This window comes from Aureimonas jatrophae, assembly GCF_900104035.1.
GTDB classification, from domain to species: domain Bacteria; phylum Pseudomonadota; class Alphaproteobacteria; order Rhizobiales; family Rhizobiaceae; genus Aureimonas; species Aureimonas jatrophae.
Genome location: NZ_FNIT01000002.1, coordinates 193,166 through 211,029 on the forward strand (window position 1 = coordinate 193,166; position 17,864 = coordinate 211,029).

15 protein-coding genes are annotated in these 17,864 nt (G+C 70.7%); 5 read left to right on the forward strand and 10 right to left on the reverse strand.

Features of this window, described 5'->3' with window-relative positions:
• Window positions 1-177 precede the first annotated feature (177 nt).
• The 6 genes from BLQ76_RS05340 to BLQ76_RS05365 form a co-directional block, all read right to left on the reverse strand.
• Window positions 178-1,647: a mannitol dehydrogenase family protein gene (locus tag BLQ76_RS05340; protein ID WP_244519487.1), complete on the reverse strand. Its 1,470-nt coding sequence runs from the start codon at window positions 1,645-1,647 to the stop codon at window positions 178-180.
• A 216-nt stretch (window positions 1,648-1,863) separates the two neighbouring features.
• Window positions 1,864-2,310 carry a MarR family winged helix-turn-helix transcriptional regulator gene (locus tag BLQ76_RS05345; RefSeq protein WP_090670093.1) on the reverse strand — a complete coding sequence of 149 codons (447 nt, stop codon included), beginning with the start codon at window positions 2,308-2,310 and terminating at the stop codon, window positions 1,864-1,866.
• Between the two features lie 86 nt (window positions 2,311-2,396).
• Complete coding sequence (locus tag BLQ76_RS05350; RefSeq protein WP_090670096.1) at window positions 2,397-3,446, reverse strand: sensor histidine kinase; 1,050 nt, start codon at window positions 3,444-3,446, stop codon at window positions 2,397-2,399.
• Window positions 3,439-3,882 carry a response regulator gene (locus tag BLQ76_RS05355; RefSeq protein WP_090670099.1) on the reverse strand — a complete coding sequence of 148 codons (444 nt, stop codon included), beginning with the start codon at window positions 3,880-3,882 and terminating at the stop codon, window positions 3,439-3,441. The genes BLQ76_RS05350 and BLQ76_RS05355 overlap by 8 nt, the downstream gene beginning before the upstream one ends.
• Window positions 3,879-5,351 (reverse strand): sensor histidine kinase, encoded by a 1,473-nt coding sequence (locus BLQ76_RS05360; protein ID WP_090670102.1) that lies wholly within the window; start codon window positions 5,349-5,351, stop codon window positions 3,879-3,881. The genes BLQ76_RS05355 and BLQ76_RS05360 overlap by 4 nt, the downstream gene beginning before the upstream one ends.
• Window positions 5,348-6,163, reverse strand: a complete 816-nt coding sequence (locus tag BLQ76_RS05365; protein ID WP_090670105.1) for a hypothetical protein — start codon at window positions 6,161-6,163, stop codon at window positions 5,348-5,350. The genes BLQ76_RS05360 and BLQ76_RS05365 overlap by 4 nt, the downstream gene beginning before the upstream one ends.
• A gap of 231 nt (window positions 6,164-6,394) precedes the next feature.
• Here BLQ76_RS05365 and BLQ76_RS05370 point away from each other — a divergent pair, with 231 nt between their 5' ends.
• Window positions 6,395-7,978 (forward strand): aldehyde dehydrogenase (NADP(+)), encoded by a 1,584-nt coding sequence (locus BLQ76_RS05370; RefSeq protein WP_090670108.1) that lies wholly within the window; start codon window positions 6,395-6,397, stop codon window positions 7,976-7,978.
• Window positions 7,975-9,162: a glycosyltransferase family 2 protein gene (locus BLQ76_RS05375; RefSeq protein ID WP_090670111.1), complete on the forward strand. Its 1,188-nt coding sequence runs from the start codon at window positions 7,975-7,977 to the stop codon at window positions 9,160-9,162. Before BLQ76_RS05370 ends, BLQ76_RS05375 begins: the two co-directional genes overlap by 4 nt.
• Here BLQ76_RS05375 and BLQ76_RS05380 read toward each other — a convergent pair.
• Complete coding sequence (locus BLQ76_RS05380; RefSeq protein ID WP_090670113.1) at window positions 9,104-10,420, reverse strand: bifunctional PIG-L family deacetylase/class I SAM-dependent methyltransferase; 1,317 nt, start codon at window positions 10,418-10,420, stop codon at window positions 9,104-9,106. The genes BLQ76_RS05375 and BLQ76_RS05380 overlap by 59 nt on opposite strands.
• The gene (locus tag BLQ76_RS05385; protein ID WP_090670116.1) at window positions 10,420-11,526 is read right to left on the reverse strand and encodes an acyl-CoA dehydrogenase family protein; all 1,107 of its coding nucleotides are present in this window, start codon (window positions 11,524-11,526) and stop codon (window positions 10,420-10,422) included. The genes BLQ76_RS05380 and BLQ76_RS05385 overlap by 1 nt, the downstream gene beginning before the upstream one ends.
• Window positions 11,527-11,623: 97 nt before the next feature.
• Here BLQ76_RS05385 and BLQ76_RS05390 point away from each other — a divergent pair, with 97 nt between their 5' ends.
• Window positions 11,624-12,595 carry a glycosyltransferase family protein gene (locus tag BLQ76_RS05390; protein ID WP_090670119.1) on the forward strand — a complete coding sequence of 324 codons (972 nt, stop codon included), beginning with the start codon at window positions 11,624-11,626 and terminating at the stop codon, window positions 12,593-12,595.
• Here the strand turns inward: BLQ76_RS05390 and BLQ76_RS05395 are convergent.
• The gene (locus BLQ76_RS05395) at window positions 12,577-13,758 is read right to left on the reverse strand and encodes a glycosyltransferase family 4 protein (protein ID WP_090670121.1); all 1,182 of its coding nucleotides are present in this window, start codon (window positions 13,756-13,758) and stop codon (window positions 12,577-12,579) included. The genes BLQ76_RS05390 and BLQ76_RS05395 overlap by 19 nt on opposite strands.
• Window positions 13,758-14,966 carry a glycosyltransferase family 4 protein gene (locus BLQ76_RS05400; RefSeq protein WP_342028239.1) on the reverse strand — a complete coding sequence of 403 codons (1,209 nt, stop codon included), beginning with the start codon at window positions 14,964-14,966 and terminating at the stop codon, window positions 13,758-13,760. The genes BLQ76_RS05395 and BLQ76_RS05400 overlap by 1 nt, the downstream gene beginning before the upstream one ends.
• Between BLQ76_RS05400 and BLQ76_RS05405 the strand changes: the two genes are divergently transcribed.
• Together BLQ76_RS05405 and BLQ76_RS05410 are read left to right on the forward strand one after the other, a co-directional pair.
• Entirely contained in the window at window positions 14,883-17,012 is a 2,130-nt protein-coding gene (locus BLQ76_RS05405) for an HAD-IIB family hydrolase (RefSeq protein WP_090670127.1), read from the forward strand. The two genes, BLQ76_RS05400 and BLQ76_RS05405, sit on opposite strands and share 84 nt — an antisense overlap.
• Entirely contained in the window at window positions 16,994-17,863 is an 870-nt protein-coding gene (locus BLQ76_RS05410) for a glycosyltransferase family 2 protein (RefSeq protein WP_090670130.1), read from the forward strand. Before BLQ76_RS05405 ends, BLQ76_RS05410 begins: the two co-directional genes overlap by 19 nt.
• Window position 17,864: the final 1 nt, after the last annotated feature.

A 17,864-nucleotide genomic window follows, 5' to 3' on the forward strand; every position in this document is an offset into this window, starting at 1 on the left:
CAAGTTTTTCCGTCAAATGCCGCATCCCGAGGTTCGACATCTCGTGCCGCGAGGAATCGCACGCGAGGTTGCTGCGTCGGGCGGGACCTGCGAGGAGCATAGGGGTTGAACATCCGGCAGGGGCCCCGTTCGAACACGGGCGGCCTCGACGCCGCCCGGTGCCCGGCCGGACTTAGATCAGCGCGCGTTCTGGCGAACGCGCAGATAAGCCTCGATCGTCGGGGCGACGCCGTGCTCCCAGAGCGATCGCACGAAGCCCGAGAAGAGCGGCGCGTAGACCGGATCGGATCCAAGGTCACCGAAGACGTCGCGCAGTTCCAGGAAGCGGGACGGGTTGTCGCGCGCCTCCAGCGCCGTGCGGTTCAGGAGATCCCAGTTCGGATCGTTCGGCTCCACCACGGAGCCGTCCTCCAACGTGCCCGCGCAGTAGCGGCACCAGAGAGCGCTGACGAGCGCGAGACCCGATACGTCCCGCCCCTGCGCCAGGAGTTCGCGCACCGCCGGCAGGACGAACTTCGGCTGCCGGTTGGAGCCGTCGAGGCACAGGCGACGGATCGTGTCGCCGATCGCCGGGTTGGCGAAGCGATGGGTGACGCTCGCCAGATAGTCCTCGCGGCTGACGCCCCGAATCTCCGGCGAGGCCGGCAGGAGGAAGCCCTCCTCGACGTCGCGGAAGAAGCGCGACACGAGATCGTCGCGCATCGCCTCGTGGGCGTAGGTCAGCCCGATCAGCGCCGCGGGATAGGCGATCGTGGCGTGGCCCGCATTGAGGATGCGCAGCTTCATCAGTTCGTAGGGCGTCACATCCTCGACGAACGTGACGCCGACGCGCTCGAGTTCCGGGCGGCCCGACGAGAACGTGTCCTCGATCACCCATTGCATGAACGGCTCGCAGAAGACCGGTCGACGATCCTCGATACCGTCCGCCGCCAGGCTCTCGATCTGCGCACGGTTGGTGGCGGGCGTGATGCGGTCCACCATGGAGTTCGGAAAGCGGATCGCCTGCGCGACATGGGCCGCCAGTCCCGCGTCGACCCGTTCGGCCAACCCGTGCACGAGGCGGCGCGTCAGGTCGCCGTTGTGGGGAAGGTTGTCGCAGCACAGGACCGTGACCGGCGGCGCGCCCGACGCGTGACGGTCGGCGATGGCGGCGAGGATCAGGCCGAACACGGTGCGCGCCTCGGCGAGATTGGCGGCATCGGCCAGAAGATCGGGATGATCGAGGTTCGGGTGGTCGCCCGACAGGTAGTAGCCGCCCTCGGTGATCGTGAGCGAGACGATGCGCGTCTGCGGGTCGGCGAGCGCGCGCAAGATGCCCGGACGCTCGCCCGGATCGACGAGGCGATGGATCGATCCCACCACCCGTGTCTGGCGGTGTCCCTCGTCCACCTCGGTCACGGTGAACAGGCCGTCCTGCGCCTGCATGTCGGCGAATGCCGCTCCGTCCTCGGCCCGCACGCTGACGCCCGTGATGCCCCAGGACAGGTCGCCGCCCGCCTCGAACAGGTCGTCGAGATAGACGCACTGGTGGGCGCGGTGGAAGTTGCCGACGCCGAAGTGAACGATCCCGCCGCCCATCCGGCTGCGGTCGTAGCCGGGCGTGCGGCAGGACAGGTCGCGAAGGGTCGCTTGGGACAGAGCGGTCAAGGAAGGTCCTCCCGAAGGGGTGAGCGGCGCGTTGTCTGGCCGCGCCTTCTAGTGCCTGTTGCGGGCCTTGGATAGCACCCAGCATGCCCGCTCGCTCGTGCGGGAGCGGCGCCGGCCCAGCGGGCCGGGATGGAGTAGCGCCGCTGCGTTCCTCGACGGCTCGCCCGGACGGGACACGTCATCCCCGGTCGCGAGGGCGGCCCGCCGAGGCAGGCGTCAACCGATGCTGGAGGCGTTCAGCGAATCGCGAACGCGCAGGATCGCCTGCCGCAAGCGCCCGAGCTCGGTCATGCTCTCGCCGGTCGCTTCCGCGATCTCGGGCGGGATCGCCCACGCCCGGTCGCGCAGCGACTGGCCCTCGGGGGTCAGCGTCACGTCCACCACGCGCTCGTCGCGGGTCGAGCGCGTGCGGCGCACGAAGCCCGCCGCCTCGAGGCGCTTCAGGAGCGGCGTCAACGTGCTGGAGTCGAGAAGCAGCAGCTCTCCGAGGCTGCCGACCGTCTGGGGCTCGGAGCGCCACAGGATGCTGAGCACCAGGAACTGCGGGTAGGTGATTCCCAGGGCGTCGAGCTTGGGCTTGTAGAGGCGATTGAACGCATGCGCCGTGGAATACACCGCGAAGCAGAGTTGCTCGTCCAGCCGAAACGAGGACTTATCGGTCATGGCAACTCCAAGGAGGCATCGGTGTCACAGTCGCGACGTGAGGACCATGACATAGAACAACGTTTGTTGCGATCCATAACCTTGCCTTAAAGAACGGCGTCCAACATAACCTTGTAACCCCGTTCGCTTTCGACCTGCGGTTCCGTGCCCAGAGCGTGGGCCATGGCGCGAATCAGTTTGCTTCCCATCCCGGTGCCGCAGCCGCGCCCGGCCGCGGCTGCGGGGCCACCGCCATCGTCCTCGACCGTCAGGCGAAAGCGGGTCCCGTCGGTTTCGGCGCGAATGCGCACCTCGCCGGCCTCCTCCGGTCCGTAGGCGTACTTACAGGCGTTGCCGACAAGTTCGGCAACGATCACGCCCACCGAGACCGCGCGGTCCGTGGCGAGGCGGAACGGCGCGCAATCAACGCGGATCGCCCGGACCGACGTGGGGGTCGACCACGTCGCCTCGAGCTCGGCGGCGAGCGCCTCGAGATAGTCCGCCATGTCCACGGTGCCGATGTCGTCGGAGCGGTAGAGGCGGCGGTGAACCTGGATAATGGCGCCGATGCGCTGCTGGGTATCGCGCAGAGCGGCGCGCGTTTCCGCATTGTCGGTCTCGCCGGCCTGCATGCGCACGAAGGCGGAGACGATGGCGAGACTGTTGGCGACGCGGTGGTTGGCTTCCTTGAGAAGGGCCTCCAGGCGCTCGTGGCTGACGCGCAGAAGCGCCTCGGCCTCGTCGCGCGCCCGCACCAGCGCCGCGCGGTCGAGGACCTGACGGAACGAGGAGGCGAGGAGATCAAAGAAATCGTCGCCGAGCGCCTTCACAACATAGTCGGCAGCGCCCGCCTTGAGGGCCGCCACCGCGACGCGGCTCTCGTCGGAGCCCGTGACGTAGACCACCGGAGGGGCGTCAGGCCGTTCGCGGATGCGCTCCAGCGTCTCGAGACCGTCGAGGCCCGGCATGTAGTGATCCACCGCCACGAGATCGAAGGACGGGTCGTCGTCGAGGCGGCTCAAGCCCTCCAGGCCGCCGCCCGCGCCCACGATCTCGTAGCCGCGACGTCCGAGCGCGCGCCGCACGAGCTCGCGCAGTCCCTCGTCGTCGTCGATAAAGAGGATGCGCGCGGCGGGCCACGCCGTATCGTCAGGCATCGACCGCCGGCATCTGCATGACCGACAGGAACAGGCCGAGCTGTCGGATCGCCTGGGCGAAGCTCTCGTAGTTCACGGGCTTGGTGATGTAGACGTTGGCGCCCAGATCGTAGCAGCGCTGGATCTCGACCTTGTCGTCGGTGGTGGTGAGCACGACGACCGGCGTGCGGCGCAGGGCGCTGGCTTCGCTCTTCATGCGCTGCAGGATGTCGATGCCGCTCATGTCGGGCAGGTTGAGATCGAGCAGCACCAGGACCGGATGTCCGCGCGCCGGCCCGTCCGCGGCCTCGAACAGGTAGTGCAGCGCGCTCGTGCCGTCCGTGAAGTGGCGAATCGCGTTGTTCACGCCGGCGCGCCGGATGTTCTTCTCGATCAGCCGGGCGTGGCCCTCGTCGTCTTCGACCATGACGATCGTCACGGATTGCTGTGCGCTCATGACGGCCTCGATGCTTCGCCGGACGGAGAGATTCGCCTCATGGAAAGGCGAAAGGTCGCACCTTCGTCAAGAGCCGACCGGCAACTCACGGTTCCACCCAACCGGTAGGCCTGGGCGCGCACATGGGCAAGGCCGATGCCTTCGCCCGGCTGGTCCTGCATGCCCGAGCGTCGGAAGAGGTCGAAGATGCGTTCGTGATCCTTGGGGTCGATGCCGCGGCCGTTGTCCTCGAACTCGAATACGGCGCGCTCGCCCTCCACATGGCCGCGCACGCGGATGAGGCCGGGGCGTCCCGGCTTCAGATACTTGACCGCATTCTCCATGAGATTGGAGACGATCTGCTCGACGCCGACCCGGTCGCTGACCACGGTCGGCAACGGTCCGATCTCGACGCGCGCGCCCGTCTCGCCGAGACGATGCTGAAGACTGGCCTCCACGCCGCGCACGAGCTCGCCCATGTCGATCGGCTCCGGGTTGATGGTGCGTCGCCCCTCGCGCGACAGGCGCAGGATCGCGTTGATCAGGCGATCCATCTTGGCGGTCGAGGCGCGGATGAAGCCGATCGCCTCCGGCAGGTCCTCGGACGCGGCCAGCCGGGCCTCCTCGTTCATGAGGTCCGGTGCCTCGGCTTCCACGCGGCGAACCATCTCGCCGAGCGCGCCGGTGGCAGCCTCAAGCTCGCCCGTGAAGCCCATGATGTTCACGAGCGGCGAGCGCAGGTCGTGGCTGACGATATAGGCGAAGCGCTGGATCTCCTCGTTGGCGCGCACGAGTTCGGCTGTGCGTTCCTCGACCGCCCCCTCCAGGTCGTCGTTGAGAAGGCGCAGACGCTCGCTCGTCTCGCCCAGCGCCTGCACGTTGCGTCGCGTCAGCCAGATCGTGGCCCCCGCCAGCGCCAGGAGAGCCGGCAGGGCGAGCGCGATCACCGCCACCGACCAGCGCAGGTTCACGGTTTCGCGTGCCGTGCGCTCCGCCAAGAGGCCCCGTTCGCGCTCGATCAGCGTCGCGATCTCGTTGCGCACCTGGCTCACGGGCGGCAGATTGCGCGCGAGGCTGAAGTTCGGTGGAAGCGAGGGCTGGGCGCGCCGCTCCGCGATCTCGCCGCGCAGGAAGTCGATGTGAGCCCGCGCCGCAGCCTGCAGCGTCTCGACGCGACCCATCTGGTTGAGGTTGTCCGCCACAAGCAGCCGAAGCCTGTCGAGCGCCGGCTCGAGTTCGGCCGCGGTGTTCTCGAAGGCCTGCAGGAAGGTCTCGTCCGGGTCGAGCAGGAAGCCGCGCTGCGTGGTCTCGGCCCGCTCGGTGAGGGTGCGCACCTCGTTGGCGGCGAGTTCGACCTGGAGCGAATGGCTGGCGAGCCGACCCGCCTCCTGCGTGCGGAGAACGAGCCAGGCCGTGGCCGCCACCAGAAGGATCAGCACCGCGAAGCCGCCGGCCAGACCCGCGAGCGTGCCGCGACCGAAGCGGTTCATGACGGGCGGCCCGCGAAGACGTGCGGCAGGCCGTAGAGACCCTCCAGATCCGGATCGAGGCGTGCCTCGATCCAGGCGAGGTCTTCGTCGCGGAAGGGATCGTAGGGGGTCGGGCGGAAGGGGCGGATCTCTTGCCCCTTGTAGGAGTCCACCGGCTGGAACGGCACGGCCGGCTCAAGGCCCGCGGCCACCCCCAGATGGCGCACGACCTGCTCGGGCGCGCGCCGCAGCGTCTCGTAGGACAGGAGAGCGAGGTTGGGCGCGCGTTCCTCGAGCCCTGCCCAGTGCGCCAGCTTGGCGCGACGCTTGGCCAGCGGGCCGGCGAAGCGCGATCCGGTCAGCGGATCGCGCTCGTGCAGCATCTCGCGAGCCCGCATCGGGTGCCGCTCGTCGATGCCCCCGACGTGATCGTCCCAGACGCTGTGCCACTCGGACCGGATGAAGCCCGAGAAGTCCAGGCGCTTGATGTCGGGGTGAACGTGCCACGGCTGGCGATGGAGACTGCGCAACCAGTCGAACGCATCGCGCGCGATCACCACGACCAGAACGTCGGCGCCGAACAGGACCTGATCGGGCACGAACCAGTGCTTGAAGCCGTAGCGCTCGAAGAAGAGGTCGGGTCCGAGGTTGCGCTCCACGAGACGGGCGAGCGCGTTGGTTCCCGAGCATCGCTGCCCGTAGATCTGGATGGCGCGTACCGGCTCCAGCCCGCGCCGCAGGATCCGCAGGCCCGGCAGCGCCTCCCGCCAGGGCAAGGCGGCACCGCCGGATGGGGAAGACGGAAGGGGCGTGGGGAGCGAGATCAGGTCCATCGGAGCGGTTTAGGTGGCCTTTGCGCGCCGTGTTCAAGGGGGTGGTGTCGCGAGCGGGGAACAGCGTTGCCCCCGGGACGCAGTTGCGCGGCTCCATTCCTCGGACAATTTCGACCCTGGGCCCGGTTCGGCGGTTTCCACGCGCGGGCGTTCGCTGTATCGGAAGGGCCATCAACGGCGGCCCGGACGCGGCCGCGCGTCACACCGTTGCAACACGGAAGGACCTGCGCCATGACCATCCAGGGCGAACAGATCATCGGTCGCCAGATCGCGCGCGGAGCGGAAGGCTCGATCTACGGCGTCGAGGCGGCGACCGGCGAGAAGCTGCAGCCCGCCTTCGGCGGCGCCACGCAGGCCGATCTCGAGCGTGCCTGCCAGCTGGCCGACGAGGCCTTCGATCCCTATCGCGCCCTGCCTGCCGAGCGTCGTGCCGCCTTCCTGGAGGCGATCGCCGAGGAGATCCTGGCGCTGGGCGACGAGCTGATCGAGCGCTGCTGCGCCGAGAGCGGCCTGCCGCGCGGACGAATCGAGGGCGAGCGCGGCCGCACGATGGGCCAGTTGCGCCTCTTCGCCTCGGTCCTGCGCGACGGCGGCTATCTCGATGCGCGCGTCGATCCCCCGATGCCGGAGCGCCAGCCGCTGCCGCGCGTCGACCTGCGCCTGCGCAACGTTCCGATCGGGCCGGTCGCCGTGTTCGGCGCCTCCAACTTCCCGCTCGCCTTCTCGGTGGCGGGCGGCGACACCGCCTCGGCGCTGGCCGCCGGCTGCCCGGTGGTCGCCAAGGCCCACTCGGCCCATCCCGGAACGTCGGAGCTGGTGGGACGCGCCGTGCTGGCGGCGGCCCAGCGCTGCGACATGCCGGAGGGCGTCTTCTCGCTCCTGTTCGATTCGAGCCGCCGGATCGGCCAGGGCCTCGTCGCCGACCACCGCATCAAGGCCGTCGGCTTCACCGGCTCGCGCGGCGGCGGAACGGCGCTCATGAAGATCGCGGCCTCGCGGCCCGAGCCGATCCCAGTCTATGCCGAGATGAGCTCGATTAATCCGGTCTTCCTCTTCCCGCAGGCGCTCGAGGCGCGCGCCGAGACCATCGCCAAGGGCTTTGCCGCGTCGCTGGTGCTTGGCGCCGGCCAGTTCTGCACCAACCCGGGCCTCGTGATCGCGGTCGAGGGTCCCGCGCTGGACCGCTTCGTGCGGGCGACCGGCGAAGCGCTCGCGGCGCTTCCGGCCAGCGTGATGCTGACGCCCGGCATCCACGAGGCCTTCGAGCGCGGCGTCGCTCAACTGACCGGCCATGCGGGTGTCGAGACCGTGGCCCGCGGCCAGGAAGGCGGCAAGCTTCGGGGCCAGGCAGCCTTCTTCGCGGTGGACGCCGAGGGCTTCCTGGCCGACCCGATGCTGCAGGAGGAGGTGTTCGGCGCCTCGTCGCTGCTCGTGCGCTGCCGCGACGAGGCCGAGATGCGCCGCGTCGCCGAGCGCCTGGAAGGCCAGCTTACGGCGGCCCTCCATATCGAGGCCGGCGACCACGAGGCCGTGCGTCCGCTCCTGCCGCTTCTGGAGCGCAAGGCCGGACGCATCCTCGTCAACGGGTTCGGCACGGGCGTCGAGGTCGGTCATGCTATGGTTCATGGCGGACCGTTCCCGGCCACCGCCGACGGGCGCTCGACCTCGGTCGGCTCCAAGGCGATCGAGCGCTTCCTGCGTCCGGTCTGCTACCAGGACATGCCCGACGACCTCCTGCCGCCGGCTCTGCAGAACGCGAATCCGGAGCGCCTGTGGCGCCGGGTCGACGGTGTCCTGACCCAGCCGTCCGCGTGAGGGAAGCGGCGGAACGGGGCGGCGCGCCGCCCCGCTTCCATCCTGATCGCCTGGGCGACCATCCGCTGGTCGCCCAGGTCTCGCTCCTGCGCGGCGGCGACATGCTGCGCGCACCCATGGTGGTGGCCATCCCCGCCATGAACGAGGAGGAGCGCCTCGGCCGCACGCTGGAGGCGCTGGACGGCGAGCTCGGATCCGGCGACGCCGTGGTGGTCGCCGTCAACAACTCGCGCGACCGCAGCGCCGATCTCGCCCGCCGATACCTCGCCACGCGGCGGCGGCCCTTTCTCCTGATCGATTTGTCCTGGCGCGGTGCGAACGGTTCCGCCCCGCTCGCGCGCCGCCTCGCGCTGGATTGCGCCGCGGCGCTGAGCCCGCAGGCCCACCTTCTGTCGCTCGATGCCGACACGCTGGTGCGCCCGCTCTGGCGCGCCAGCTACGCGGCGTTCTTTGCGCAAGGCTTCGATCTCGTGTGCGGGGGCATCGGCTTCGTGCCCGAAGAGGCCGCGCTTCTACCCGAAGGCGATCCGGAGGCCGAGCGAATCCTGCGCGAGTCGCGCGCCGCCAGCCGCGAGGCCGAGGCGCTGATCGATCCCGACCCCGACAACCCCTGGCCCCATCACGGCAATATCGGCGGCGCCAACTTCGGCCTGCGGGCGGGCGCGTACGAGCACGCCGGCGGCCTTCCCGACGTGGCCTCGGGCGAGGACCGGGAACTCCTGCGCCGCGTCCGTGCCCGCGGCCTGCGCGTGCGCTTTGCGGGCGACCCGCTGGTCTGGACCTCGCCTCGGCTCGACGGGCGTGCGCGGGGCGGACTGTCGGACGAACTGGCTCGCTCGCGTCGCGAAAGCGATCCGCTCGTGGACGAGGCATTGGAGCCGGCGGAACAGCTGGAGCTGCGCGTTCGCATGCGCCGCGCCTTTCGCGAAGCGGACGCGGCGGCGCGCGTCCTGCTTCTCCACGAGCTTGAAATGCCGCCGGGCGAGATCGAGGCGCTGCGCGACGCACGGTCCGGCGATGTCTGGCTGCGCGCCGAGGACGCCAGCCCCAGGCTCCGCCGTCCCCGGTTGCGACGCTCCGAACTCGCGCGCCTTCACCCCGGGCTCGTCGCGTTGCGCGACAGGCTCAGGCGCACCGCTCCAGAAGGTCGAGGCGAAATCCGTCCGGTCGGCGTTCCGACCTGAGGGGGCGCCAGCGTCCGGACGCGCTCGCGCGCAGGAAGTCGGCCGCGGCATCGCCGCCGAGCGGCGTCTCGGTGGGACCGAGATAGTTCACGAGAAGGCAGCGCGCCCCGGGCCGGGCGCGGCGGGACATGCGCTCCACGAGATCCGCGATCTCGGGTTCGTTCAGAAAATACAGCATCTCCGACACGACCAGGAGGTCGAAAGGGTCGTCCGGGAAGTCGTCCGGCATCCGTCCTTGCCGGAAGCGCGCGCCGGGAAGCGAGCCGTGGGTCTGGTTCGCGCGCTCGATGATCGTCGGGTCGAGATCGATGCCGAGCATCTCGCGCACCGCGCCTGCGCCGAGAAGGCGAGCGGCGAGGAAGCCTTCGCCGCATCCCAGCTCCTGTCCCCGCGCGCCCCGCCAGTCACCGAGGAACGCTGCCGCCGCCTCGCGCTTGGCGACCTCGTAGGGCTGGTCGCGCACGCCCCAGAAGTCGCGCCCGCCCCGGTACAGGCGGCTGAAATGCTCCGCCCCGGGTGGCGAGCCCGGCATCGGGGACCAGAAGACGGATTCCGATCCGGACAGGTGATGCGCCAGAAACCAGTCCGGCAGGGCGAAGCGTGTCGGGTCGTCGTGAATCACCCCGCCGTTCTGCGTCTCGTGCCGGGCGATCGCGCGCCGCTTGGCGTCCAGCGGCGCGGCGAGGCGAAAGGGGTGGAGCGCGTCCGCCGGCACATCGTCGTCGTTCCCGTGGCGCAGCGACCAGACGGGATAAAGGAGAAGGCGAATCTGCGGCAGGAGCGCCTGGACACGGGCACCCAGTTCGGCGGCCGCCTCGTGGTCGGGGTGGGGATCGAAGACGGGCGTCGTCAGCAGCGCCGTCGCGCCGAGCTCGGCGCAGAACTCCGCGACCCGGCGCGCCGCCCCGTCGAACCCGTCCGCCCAGCGCGAGCCACCATCGGGAAGCGCGAGGCGCAGCACTCGTGCGCGGTCCGCGCCGAGCTCGCCCATCGCCGCCGCCTGCTCCGCGCGCCGTCGCTCCGCAATGCGCGGGGCGGACCAGGACGGCGATCCGCGATGCGATCCCTCGCCGTCGGTCACGGCGACGAGGCCGAGCGAGCGATCGGAGGCGGCCGTTGCCGCGATCATCGTCGAGGCCCCGATGCTCTCGTCGTCGGGATGGGGCGCGATCACGACGAGGCCGCCGGGTCCGACGAGATCGAGCGGATCCGCCAAGGGTGCTCCGTTCTGGCGCTCGACCCATTCACCGTAGCGCATCAGCGGAAGAGGTCCGGTAGACGCCGGCTCAGGCGGCGCGCCTGGTCCAGAAGCAGCGCGTCCGGATTGGCCTGACGCAGATACACCGCCAGATCGCGCATAACGCGCTCGGCCGGATGGTCCGCATGGAAGGAGGACAGGCCGAGCCCGCGCTCGACCAGCTGCATGACCTCGAGCCCCGCCGTCTCGACGCGCAACCGCGAAAGGGCGGCGAGCGACACCGCAAGCTCCGCGTCGAGAGACCCGGTCTCCACCGCTTCCGCCGCCGCCTCGACATTCAGCCGGGCGTCGCGCGCGGCCATGATCGCCTGGCCGACCCGGGCCGACTGCAGGGGGTGCTGGAGACGGTCGCTGGCCGTCAGCTCGGCGACGAGGATCTCGACCAGGCGTTCCACGGCGCCGAGCTGGGCGGCGGCGCAGCGCCAGATGCCGCCCACGAAGAAGGGCTCGCGCCGGTAGTCGCCGGGACGGCCGACGCGCGCGGCCGTCTCGTCCACCCGCAGGTCCTCGAAGCGGTAGGTCCCCGAGCGCGAGGCGCGCATGCCGCTCATGTGCCAGGCACCCGCGTCCTGGCGCGCCGGATCGTCGACCGGCACGAGAAGGAGGTGGGAGACGCGGGCTTCGTCCTCGTAGGGAACCAGCGCCAGACCGACGAGGCCGAGGCCCGAGGCGTAGCGCTTGGCGCCGGTCAGCCGCAACTCGCCCGCGCCCGAGACCGCAAAGCGCGGCTCGGTGTCGGCGCCCCAGACGCCCAGAAGCGTTCCCGCCCGCACCGCGGCGAGGACCCGCTGCTTCTGCGCGGCGTCGGCATAGAGCGCGACGAGCTGCAGGGCATTGAGATGACCCTCCAACAGACGGCCGAGGCTGAGATCGGCCCCGCCGATCCGTGCCAGAAGGCGCAGCGCCAGACGCCAGGGCAGCTCGTAGCGATAGCCGTCCGCGGTTTCCTCGGCCGCAAGATGGAGGAGCCCGGCCTCGCGCAGCACGGCGACGCCGGCTTCCGGCGCGTCCTCCACGCGGGCCGCCGACGCGATGCGCTGCGCCGCCTCGTCGATGCGCGACGTCGGGCTGGCCGATCGATCGGTCGGCCGGGAAATCTGGTCCATGCGCGCCGTCCCCTCGGTTGCGTCTGAAGGCTGCGCCTGTCACCAGCGCGTGGGAACAAGGTGGCCCTGCGGCGGCCGGAGGGAAGGACGGCACGGGATGGCGGAAAGCTTAGGCGGCGAGCGGTGTCCGGTCTGCGGTGCGCGCTGGTGGGCGCCCACGCAGCGCCGCCTGCGCTACGGCGACGGCTCGTGGCGCCGCTTCGAGGCCGAGTGCCAGTCCTGCGGAACGCTTCGCGCCGAGGGCGCGAATGCCGCCGACTTCGAGGCCGAGCTGGCGACCCGGCTTCTGCAGGATCGTTTCTGGAGTCGTTCCGACGATCCCTTCGCGCTCTCGCTCTACACCCTGCGCATCGCCGCTTCCCGGCGCGCCAGGCTCGTCCGGGCCCTGGATGCGGCTGGCCGGGACGCTCTCGTGCGGCCGCATGGGATCGAGGCCGCCGACGCCGATCTCGGCGACTTCCCGGACGCGGCCTGTTTCCAGGCCAGCCTCGCGATCCTGTGTCGGGCGGGCGAGCTGGCAGCGGTTCTGGCCGGGGTCCCCTTTCATGCCGACTGGACCGACGACGTCGTCGTTCTGGTGGACGGCGAGGGGGAGGCACGCGACGACGGCATCGTGCGGCTACGCTACCGCCCGCTCGGCGACGACTTCTCCGCGCAGCGCAACGCCGCGCAGGTCATGGCCCGTTATCCCTTCGTCCTGCAGCTCGACGCCGACGAGACGATCGGGCGCGGCGTTCGCCGTCTTCTTCGCGCCCTGCCGGAGGCCGCGGGGGAGGGCGTCCGCTCGATCGGCCTGCCGCGCAAGAACTTCGTGGACGGCGCGCGTGCCGATCTCTGGCCGGACGTCCAGTATCGCTTGAACCGGCGCGAGGTACGGTTCGCGGGCCGCGTCCACGAGCGGCCCGTCGTCGACGGCTGGGCGCAGACCACGATCGCGCTGAGCGGGGCGATCCGCCACCAGCTGAGCCGCGAGCATGTGGAACGGCGCTCGCAGCGCTACGAGGAGATCGCGCCCGGCGAGGGCCGCCTCTTCGAGCGCGGATCGCTGCTTCAGCCCTTCCGGCCCTGACGCTCCAGCGCCGCTCGGTACAGCGCGAGCGTCTCGGTTCCCAGCGTCTCGCGCGTGAAGCGGCCGGCCGCGCGCAGGGCGTTCGCGCGTAGGCGCCGCCGCTCGCCCGGCTCGGCGAGAAGCGGGCGCATCGCATCGGCCAGCGCCTCGCTCGTGTCGGTGCGCGCCAGCGGCCCGGAGCCCGTGTCGCCCACGAACAGCGAACCGCTCGCATCCACGGTGCAGGCCACGATCGGGCGGCCGAAGGCGATCGCCTCCTGGTAGACGAGGCCGAAGCTCTCGTAGCGCGAGGGAGCGAGCACGAGGTGGGCGTCCTCGTAGAGTTGGGCCAGCCGTTCCTCCGGCACGCGCCCGAGCGGCTCGAGGCGCTCGCGCGTGGACGGGGCGAGATCGCCGGGCAGATCCTCCGGCGGCACGCCGGCCAAGGCGATGCGGAACGGGGGCAGGGCGCCGGACCGGGCTTCCGCGTCGAGACGGGCGGTTGCACCGAGAATCATGTCGAAGCCCTTGCGGTGCTCGGCGCGGCCGACGAACAGCGCGCGGACCGGTCCCTCGCCTTCGGGATAGCCCGCCTCGCGTCCTCGCCGGAGCATCGCGGGCGGAAGGCTGAGACCGGCCACGGCATGGGGAACGGCGGGGTCGAGGCCGTATTCGGCGGCGACGCGGCGCGCATGGTCGGCCGTGTTGGACAGAAGGCCGATCGACCCGCGTGCCTGCGCGCGCTCCAGCCGGTCGGCGAAGCGCCCGTCGAGCCGGTCGCGGAGCGAGCCGCCCGGCGCGCGGGAATAGGCGGCCGGCGTCGAGTTGCGCGTCACCAGCGGTACATGGCGAGCGAGAAGAACCGCCGGCGCATACCAGTTCGTCGCCTCGACCACCGCAAAGGGTTGCCGCCGATGCTCGCGCAGAACCGCTCGGCGAATCGCCAGCGGCGCGGCCAGGTGCCCGGCGGCCGCCCAACGGCGCAGGCCGCCCAGTCGGCTCGAAGGGCTGACCGAACAGCCGAGGATGCGGATCGGGCCCTCCTGCGACGCGCCCGTACGGTCGGTGGTGAAGACGGTGACCTCGGCGCCGGCGGCTGCTAGGCTTTCGGCGATCTCGCGCGCGGCGGTCGACAAGCCGCTCGGCGAGGGCGGGTAGTCCCAGGCGATCAGCGCGGTTCGCATCAGCCTGCGCCCCCGGCCGCAAGGCGCTGGTAGATGGCGAGGTAGTCCTCGGCCATGCGGCGCGCCGTGAAGCGCGTCTCGAAGCGGCGGCGGATGGCGTGGCGGTCGAGCTGCCGGGCCCGGGCGATCGCGTCCACGGCCTCCGCCTCGGACGCCACCACGAAGCCCGTCACCCCGTTCTCCACGACCTCGGGCACCGAACCCTTGTTCCAGGCGATCACCGGCGTGCCGCAGGCCATGGCCTCGATCATCACGAGGCCGAAGGGCTCGGGCCAGTCCACTGGAAACAGGAGCGCTTCCGCGCCCTGCAGGAGATCACCCTTCCCGCGGTCGCCGAGCGGGCCGACATACACGGCCTCGTCGGACAGGAGCGGGCGCACGTAGGTATCGAAGTAGCGCGGGTTGCCGACATCCACCGTGCCGGCCAACCGGATCGGGCGCCCGGCGGCCTGGGCCACGCGGATCGCGGTGTCGGGTCGTTTCTGGTCGGTCATCCGACCCACGAAGGCGAGGTAGCCGCCGTCTCCCGCGCCCGGCGCGTAGCGGTTCTCGGCGATGCCGTGGTGAACGACGCCGGCTCGATTGGCCGGAGGGATGCCGCTCTCCTGCGAGCGCGAGATGGCGGCGACCGGCAGGTCCGGAAAGGCGGCGAAGAAGAGCTCGCGGTCGAGTTCGTCGACGCGCCAATGGATCGTCGTCAGGCTGCGCGGCCGTCGCTCGCCCAGCATCACCGCGTGCATGAACTCGCCGTGGCAATGAACGATGTCGAACTCGGCCAGCCGGCAGCGAAGTCCTTCCATCTGAGCCGCCTCGAGAACCGCCGGAATCGAAGGAGGAACCGAGCCATATCGAGTCTCAAGCGCGTGCAGGCTCGGTAAGTTACCCACAGGGTTCAATTCTGTCGCACTGTCCGACGGGGCAAACAGCGTTACCTCCACCCCCAAGTCTCTCAAGGCGACCGAAAGATCTTGCACGATTCTTTCCGTGCCGCCGTGGTCGAGGGGCGGGACCGGAAAAATGTTAGGCGCGACTTGAGCGATTCGAAGCATCCGAGGGTCCCAACGGTTCAGTGTTGTTCCGCAGGCCCGAGTCCGCGGATCCAAGTTCGAGGGGAACGGGCGCCGATGTACGTGCTTCACATCGCCTTGCAGGGGTGCCTGCGCGCCGGAACGGTGGACTACGGGATCACCGCCGATACCGGAGGGCATATCCGGTATCTCCTCGACCTCGTCAACGCATGCGTGTCGGGCGGCGAGGCGCGGCGCGTCGTCATGGCGACGCGCGCCTTCAGCGGTGCGCCCGGTCCCGGCTACGAGGCCGGCGAAGAACGCGTTTCGGACGCCGTCACGATCCTGCGCCTGGCGACCGCCGATCCGGCCTACCTGCCCAAGGAGGAGCTCTGGCGCGAGACGCCGAGCTTCGCCGAGGCCCTCGTGCGGTGGATCGAGCAGCAGGACGAGCGTCCCGACATGATCCACGCCCATTATGCCGATGCCGGCACGGTGGCGGCCGTGATCGAGGAGCGTCTCGGCATACCCTTCGTCTTCACCGCCCATTCGCTCGGCCGCGTGAAGCGCGCGGTGATGGGCGAAGGGGACGACGCGCTGGAGCGCCGCATCGCGATCGAGGAGGCCGCGCTCGGTCGCGCCAGCCTTGTCGTCGCCTCCTCGCGCGACGAGGCCGAGGTGCAGTACGCCGACTACGCGGCCTACGATCCGGGCCGCATCCGCGTGATTCCGCCGGGCAGCGACCTCGACGGCTTCGGCGGCGCCGCAGGCTCGCGACGCCTCGAGCAGGAGATCGGGCGCTTCCTGATCGATCCCGCCAAGCCGGTGATCCTGGCGCTCGCCAGGCCGGTGCGCAAGAAGAACCTGCCGGCGCTGGTGCGGGCCTTCGGCGAGTCCGCCGAACTGCGTGCACGCGCCAACCTCGTCGTGATGGCCGGCAACCGAGCCGGGCTCGACGCGCTGGATACCGAGATGCGGGGCGAGGTCGAGGAGATGCTGCGCCTCGTCGACCAGTACGACCTCTACGGCCATGTCGCCTATCCCAAGACCCACCGGCCCGAGGAGGTCGCGGCGATCTACGCCTATGCGCGCCAGCGGCGCGGCCTCTTCGTCAACCCGGCCTTGAACGAGCCCTTCGGCCTGACGCTGCTCGAAGCCTCGGCGGCCGGCCTGCCGCTGGTCGCCACCGACAGCGGCGGGCCGAACGACATCATCGAGATGTGCCGCAACGGCGAGCTGGTGGACCCGCGCGAGCCGGCGGCGATCGCGGGCGCGTGCCTGGCCATCCTGCGCGACCCCGCCCTTTGGGATCGGTATTCGGCGGCCGGCGCAAGGGCCGTCGCGGCCTACGACTGGCCGCGCCATGCCCGGCGCTACGGCGAGCTTCTGCGCTCGCTGAAGGCACCGCCGAAGGCGCCGCAGGCGCCGGCGGAGCGGCCCGAACAGCTTCTCGTCTGCGACATCGACAACACGCTGGTCGGTTGCGAGGACGGCATCCGCTCCTTCAACGGCTGGCGCGAGAAGCAGGACGGGCTGGCCTTCGGGGTCGCGACCGGCCGCTCGTTCCACTCGGCCATGGCGATCCTGGAACAGCAGGAGGCTCCGCGGCCGCAGGTCATGATCACCTCGGTCGGCTCGGAGATCTACCATCTCGACGCGAACGGCACGACCTACCGCGCCGATCGGTCCTGGGAAGCGCTGGTCTCGCGCGGCTGGGAGCGCGAGCGCGTCGCCCAAACGCTGCGGGACATGGCCGGCATCCGGCCCCAGGCGGCGCTGGAGCAGCGACGCCACAAGCTGTCCTACTTCTCGGACGGCGACCCGGAAACGGCGGCGCGCGTCCACGCGCGGCTGGAGCGGGCGGGGCTGCGCTGCTCGGTGATCCACAGCCATGGGCGCTATCTCGACATCCTGCCGCTGCGCGCTTCCAAGGGGACGGCGGTGAACTGGGTGCGCCGGCTCTACGGGCTCGGTCGCGACGCCGTGTTCGTGGCGGGCGACTCGGGCAACGACATCGAGATGCTGCGCGCCATCCCCCAGGCGATCATCGTCGGCAACTTCTCGGACGGCCTGCCGGAACTGCCGGGCCTCGGCCACAGCTATGTCGCGCGGGCCACCCATGCGCGCGGCATCATCGAGGGCGTCGCCCACTTCCGCGCCAAGGCGCTCCCGTCCGCGAAGGCGCTTCCCTCCGGCAAGGCGCTTCCCGCAACGAAGGCGCTTGTGTCATGGCCGTCTCCGTACTGACGCTTCTGCGCGGGCGGCACGCGCATCTGCGCAACCTCCTGAAGGGCCTCGCGCAACAAACGCGCCGGCCCGACGAGGTCGTGATCTGCTGGATGGGCGAGGACCCCGCCGCGGACCTGCCGCATCTGGACGACGTCCCGGTGCGGCACGTGCGCGCCGACGGCGATCCGATGCCGCTGGCGGCCGCCCGCAACCGAGCGGCCGATACGGCTCGGGGCGAAACGCTGATCTTCCTGGACGTCGACTGCATTCCGTCGGCAACGCTGGTCGAGCGCTACGAGAGCGAGATGCGGGAGCGCGACGCGCTGCTTCTGGGCGAGGTTCTTTACCTGCCGGCGGGGGCGGTGGCGGATGGACCGCTCGACTACGGAGCGCTCGACCGCGACGGCCGCGTCCATCCGGCCAAGCCGCCGATCCCTTCCGAGGGCGTGCGCGAGGAGCGCGACCATGGCGAGCTCTGGGGCTTGTCCTTCGCGCTGCGGCGCGACCGCTATCTGTCGCTTGGCGGCATGGACGAGCGCTTCACGGGCTACGGCGCAGAGGAGACCGACTTCGCCGCGCGGCTCGGCCAGGCCGGCGTGCCGGTGTTCTGGACCGCAGGCGCCCGAGCCTACCACCAGCATCACCCCGTGCACGTGCCTCCGCTCCACCAGTTCGACTCGATCCTCGCCAACGCCCGGCGCTTTCACGGCAAGCACGGACGCTGGTGCATGGATTACTGGCTCGGCCAGTTCCGGGACGCCGAGTTCGTCCGCTGGTCGCCGGAAGCGGTTGCGATCGAGGTGCTGCGCCGCCCGAGCGAGGCCGAGGTCCACGCCTCGCGCCGGGGCGGCGAGCAGCTGTTCAGCTGAT

What these genes read in the sequence shown, in the direction of transcription:
- BLQ76_RS05410 (WP_090670130.1), top strand. Translation starts at nt 16,994, where the DNA reads ATGGCCGTCTCCGTACTGACGCTTCTGCGCGGGCGGCACGCGCATCTG.
- BLQ76_RS05355 (WP_090670099.1), bottom strand. Translation starts at nt 3,882, where the DNA reads ATGAGCGCACAGCAATCCGTGACGATCGTCATGGTCGAAGACGACGAG.
- BLQ76_RS05360 (WP_090670102.1), bottom strand. Translation starts at nt 5,351, where the DNA reads ATGAACCGCTTCGGTCGCGGCACGCTCGCGGGTCTGGCCGGCGGCTTC.
- BLQ76_RS05370 (WP_090670108.1), top strand. Translation starts at nt 6,395, where the DNA reads ATGACCATCCAGGGCGAACAGATCATCGGTCGCCAGATCGCGCGCGGA.
- BLQ76_RS05380 (WP_090670113.1), bottom strand. Translation starts at nt 10,420, where the DNA reads ATGCGCTACGGTGAATGGGTCGAGCGCCAGAACGGAGCACCCTTGGCG.
- BLQ76_RS05350 (WP_090670096.1), bottom strand. Translation starts at nt 3,446, where the DNA reads ATGCCTGACGATACGGCGTGGCCCGCCGCGCGCATCCTCTTTATCGAC.
- BLQ76_RS05390 (WP_090670119.1), top strand. Translation starts at nt 11,624, where the DNA reads ATGGCGGAAAGCTTAGGCGGCGAGCGGTGTCCGGTCTGCGGTGCGCGC.
- BLQ76_RS05400 (WP_342028239.1), bottom strand. Translation starts at nt 14,966, where the DNA reads ATGCCCTCCGGTATCGGCGGTGATCCCGTAGTCCACCGTTCCGGCGCG.
- BLQ76_RS05395 (WP_090670121.1), bottom strand. Translation starts at nt 13,758, where the DNA reads ATGCGAACCGCGCTGATCGCCTGGGACTACCCGCCCTCGCCGAGCGGC.
- BLQ76_RS05345 (WP_090670093.1), bottom strand. Translation starts at nt 2,310, where the DNA reads ATGACCGATAAGTCCTCGTTTCGGCTGGACGAGCAACTCTGCTTCGCG.
- BLQ76_RS05405 (WP_090670127.1), top strand. Translation starts at nt 14,883, where the DNA reads ATGTACGTGCTTCACATCGCCTTGCAGGGGTGCCTGCGCGCCGGAACG.
- BLQ76_RS05385 (WP_090670116.1), bottom strand. Translation starts at nt 11,526, where the DNA reads ATGGACCAGATTTCCCGGCCGACCGATCGATCGGCCAGCCCGACGTCG.
- BLQ76_RS05365 (WP_090670105.1), bottom strand. Translation starts at nt 6,163, where the DNA reads ATGGACCTGATCTCGCTCCCCACGCCCCTTCCGTCTTCCCCATCCGGC.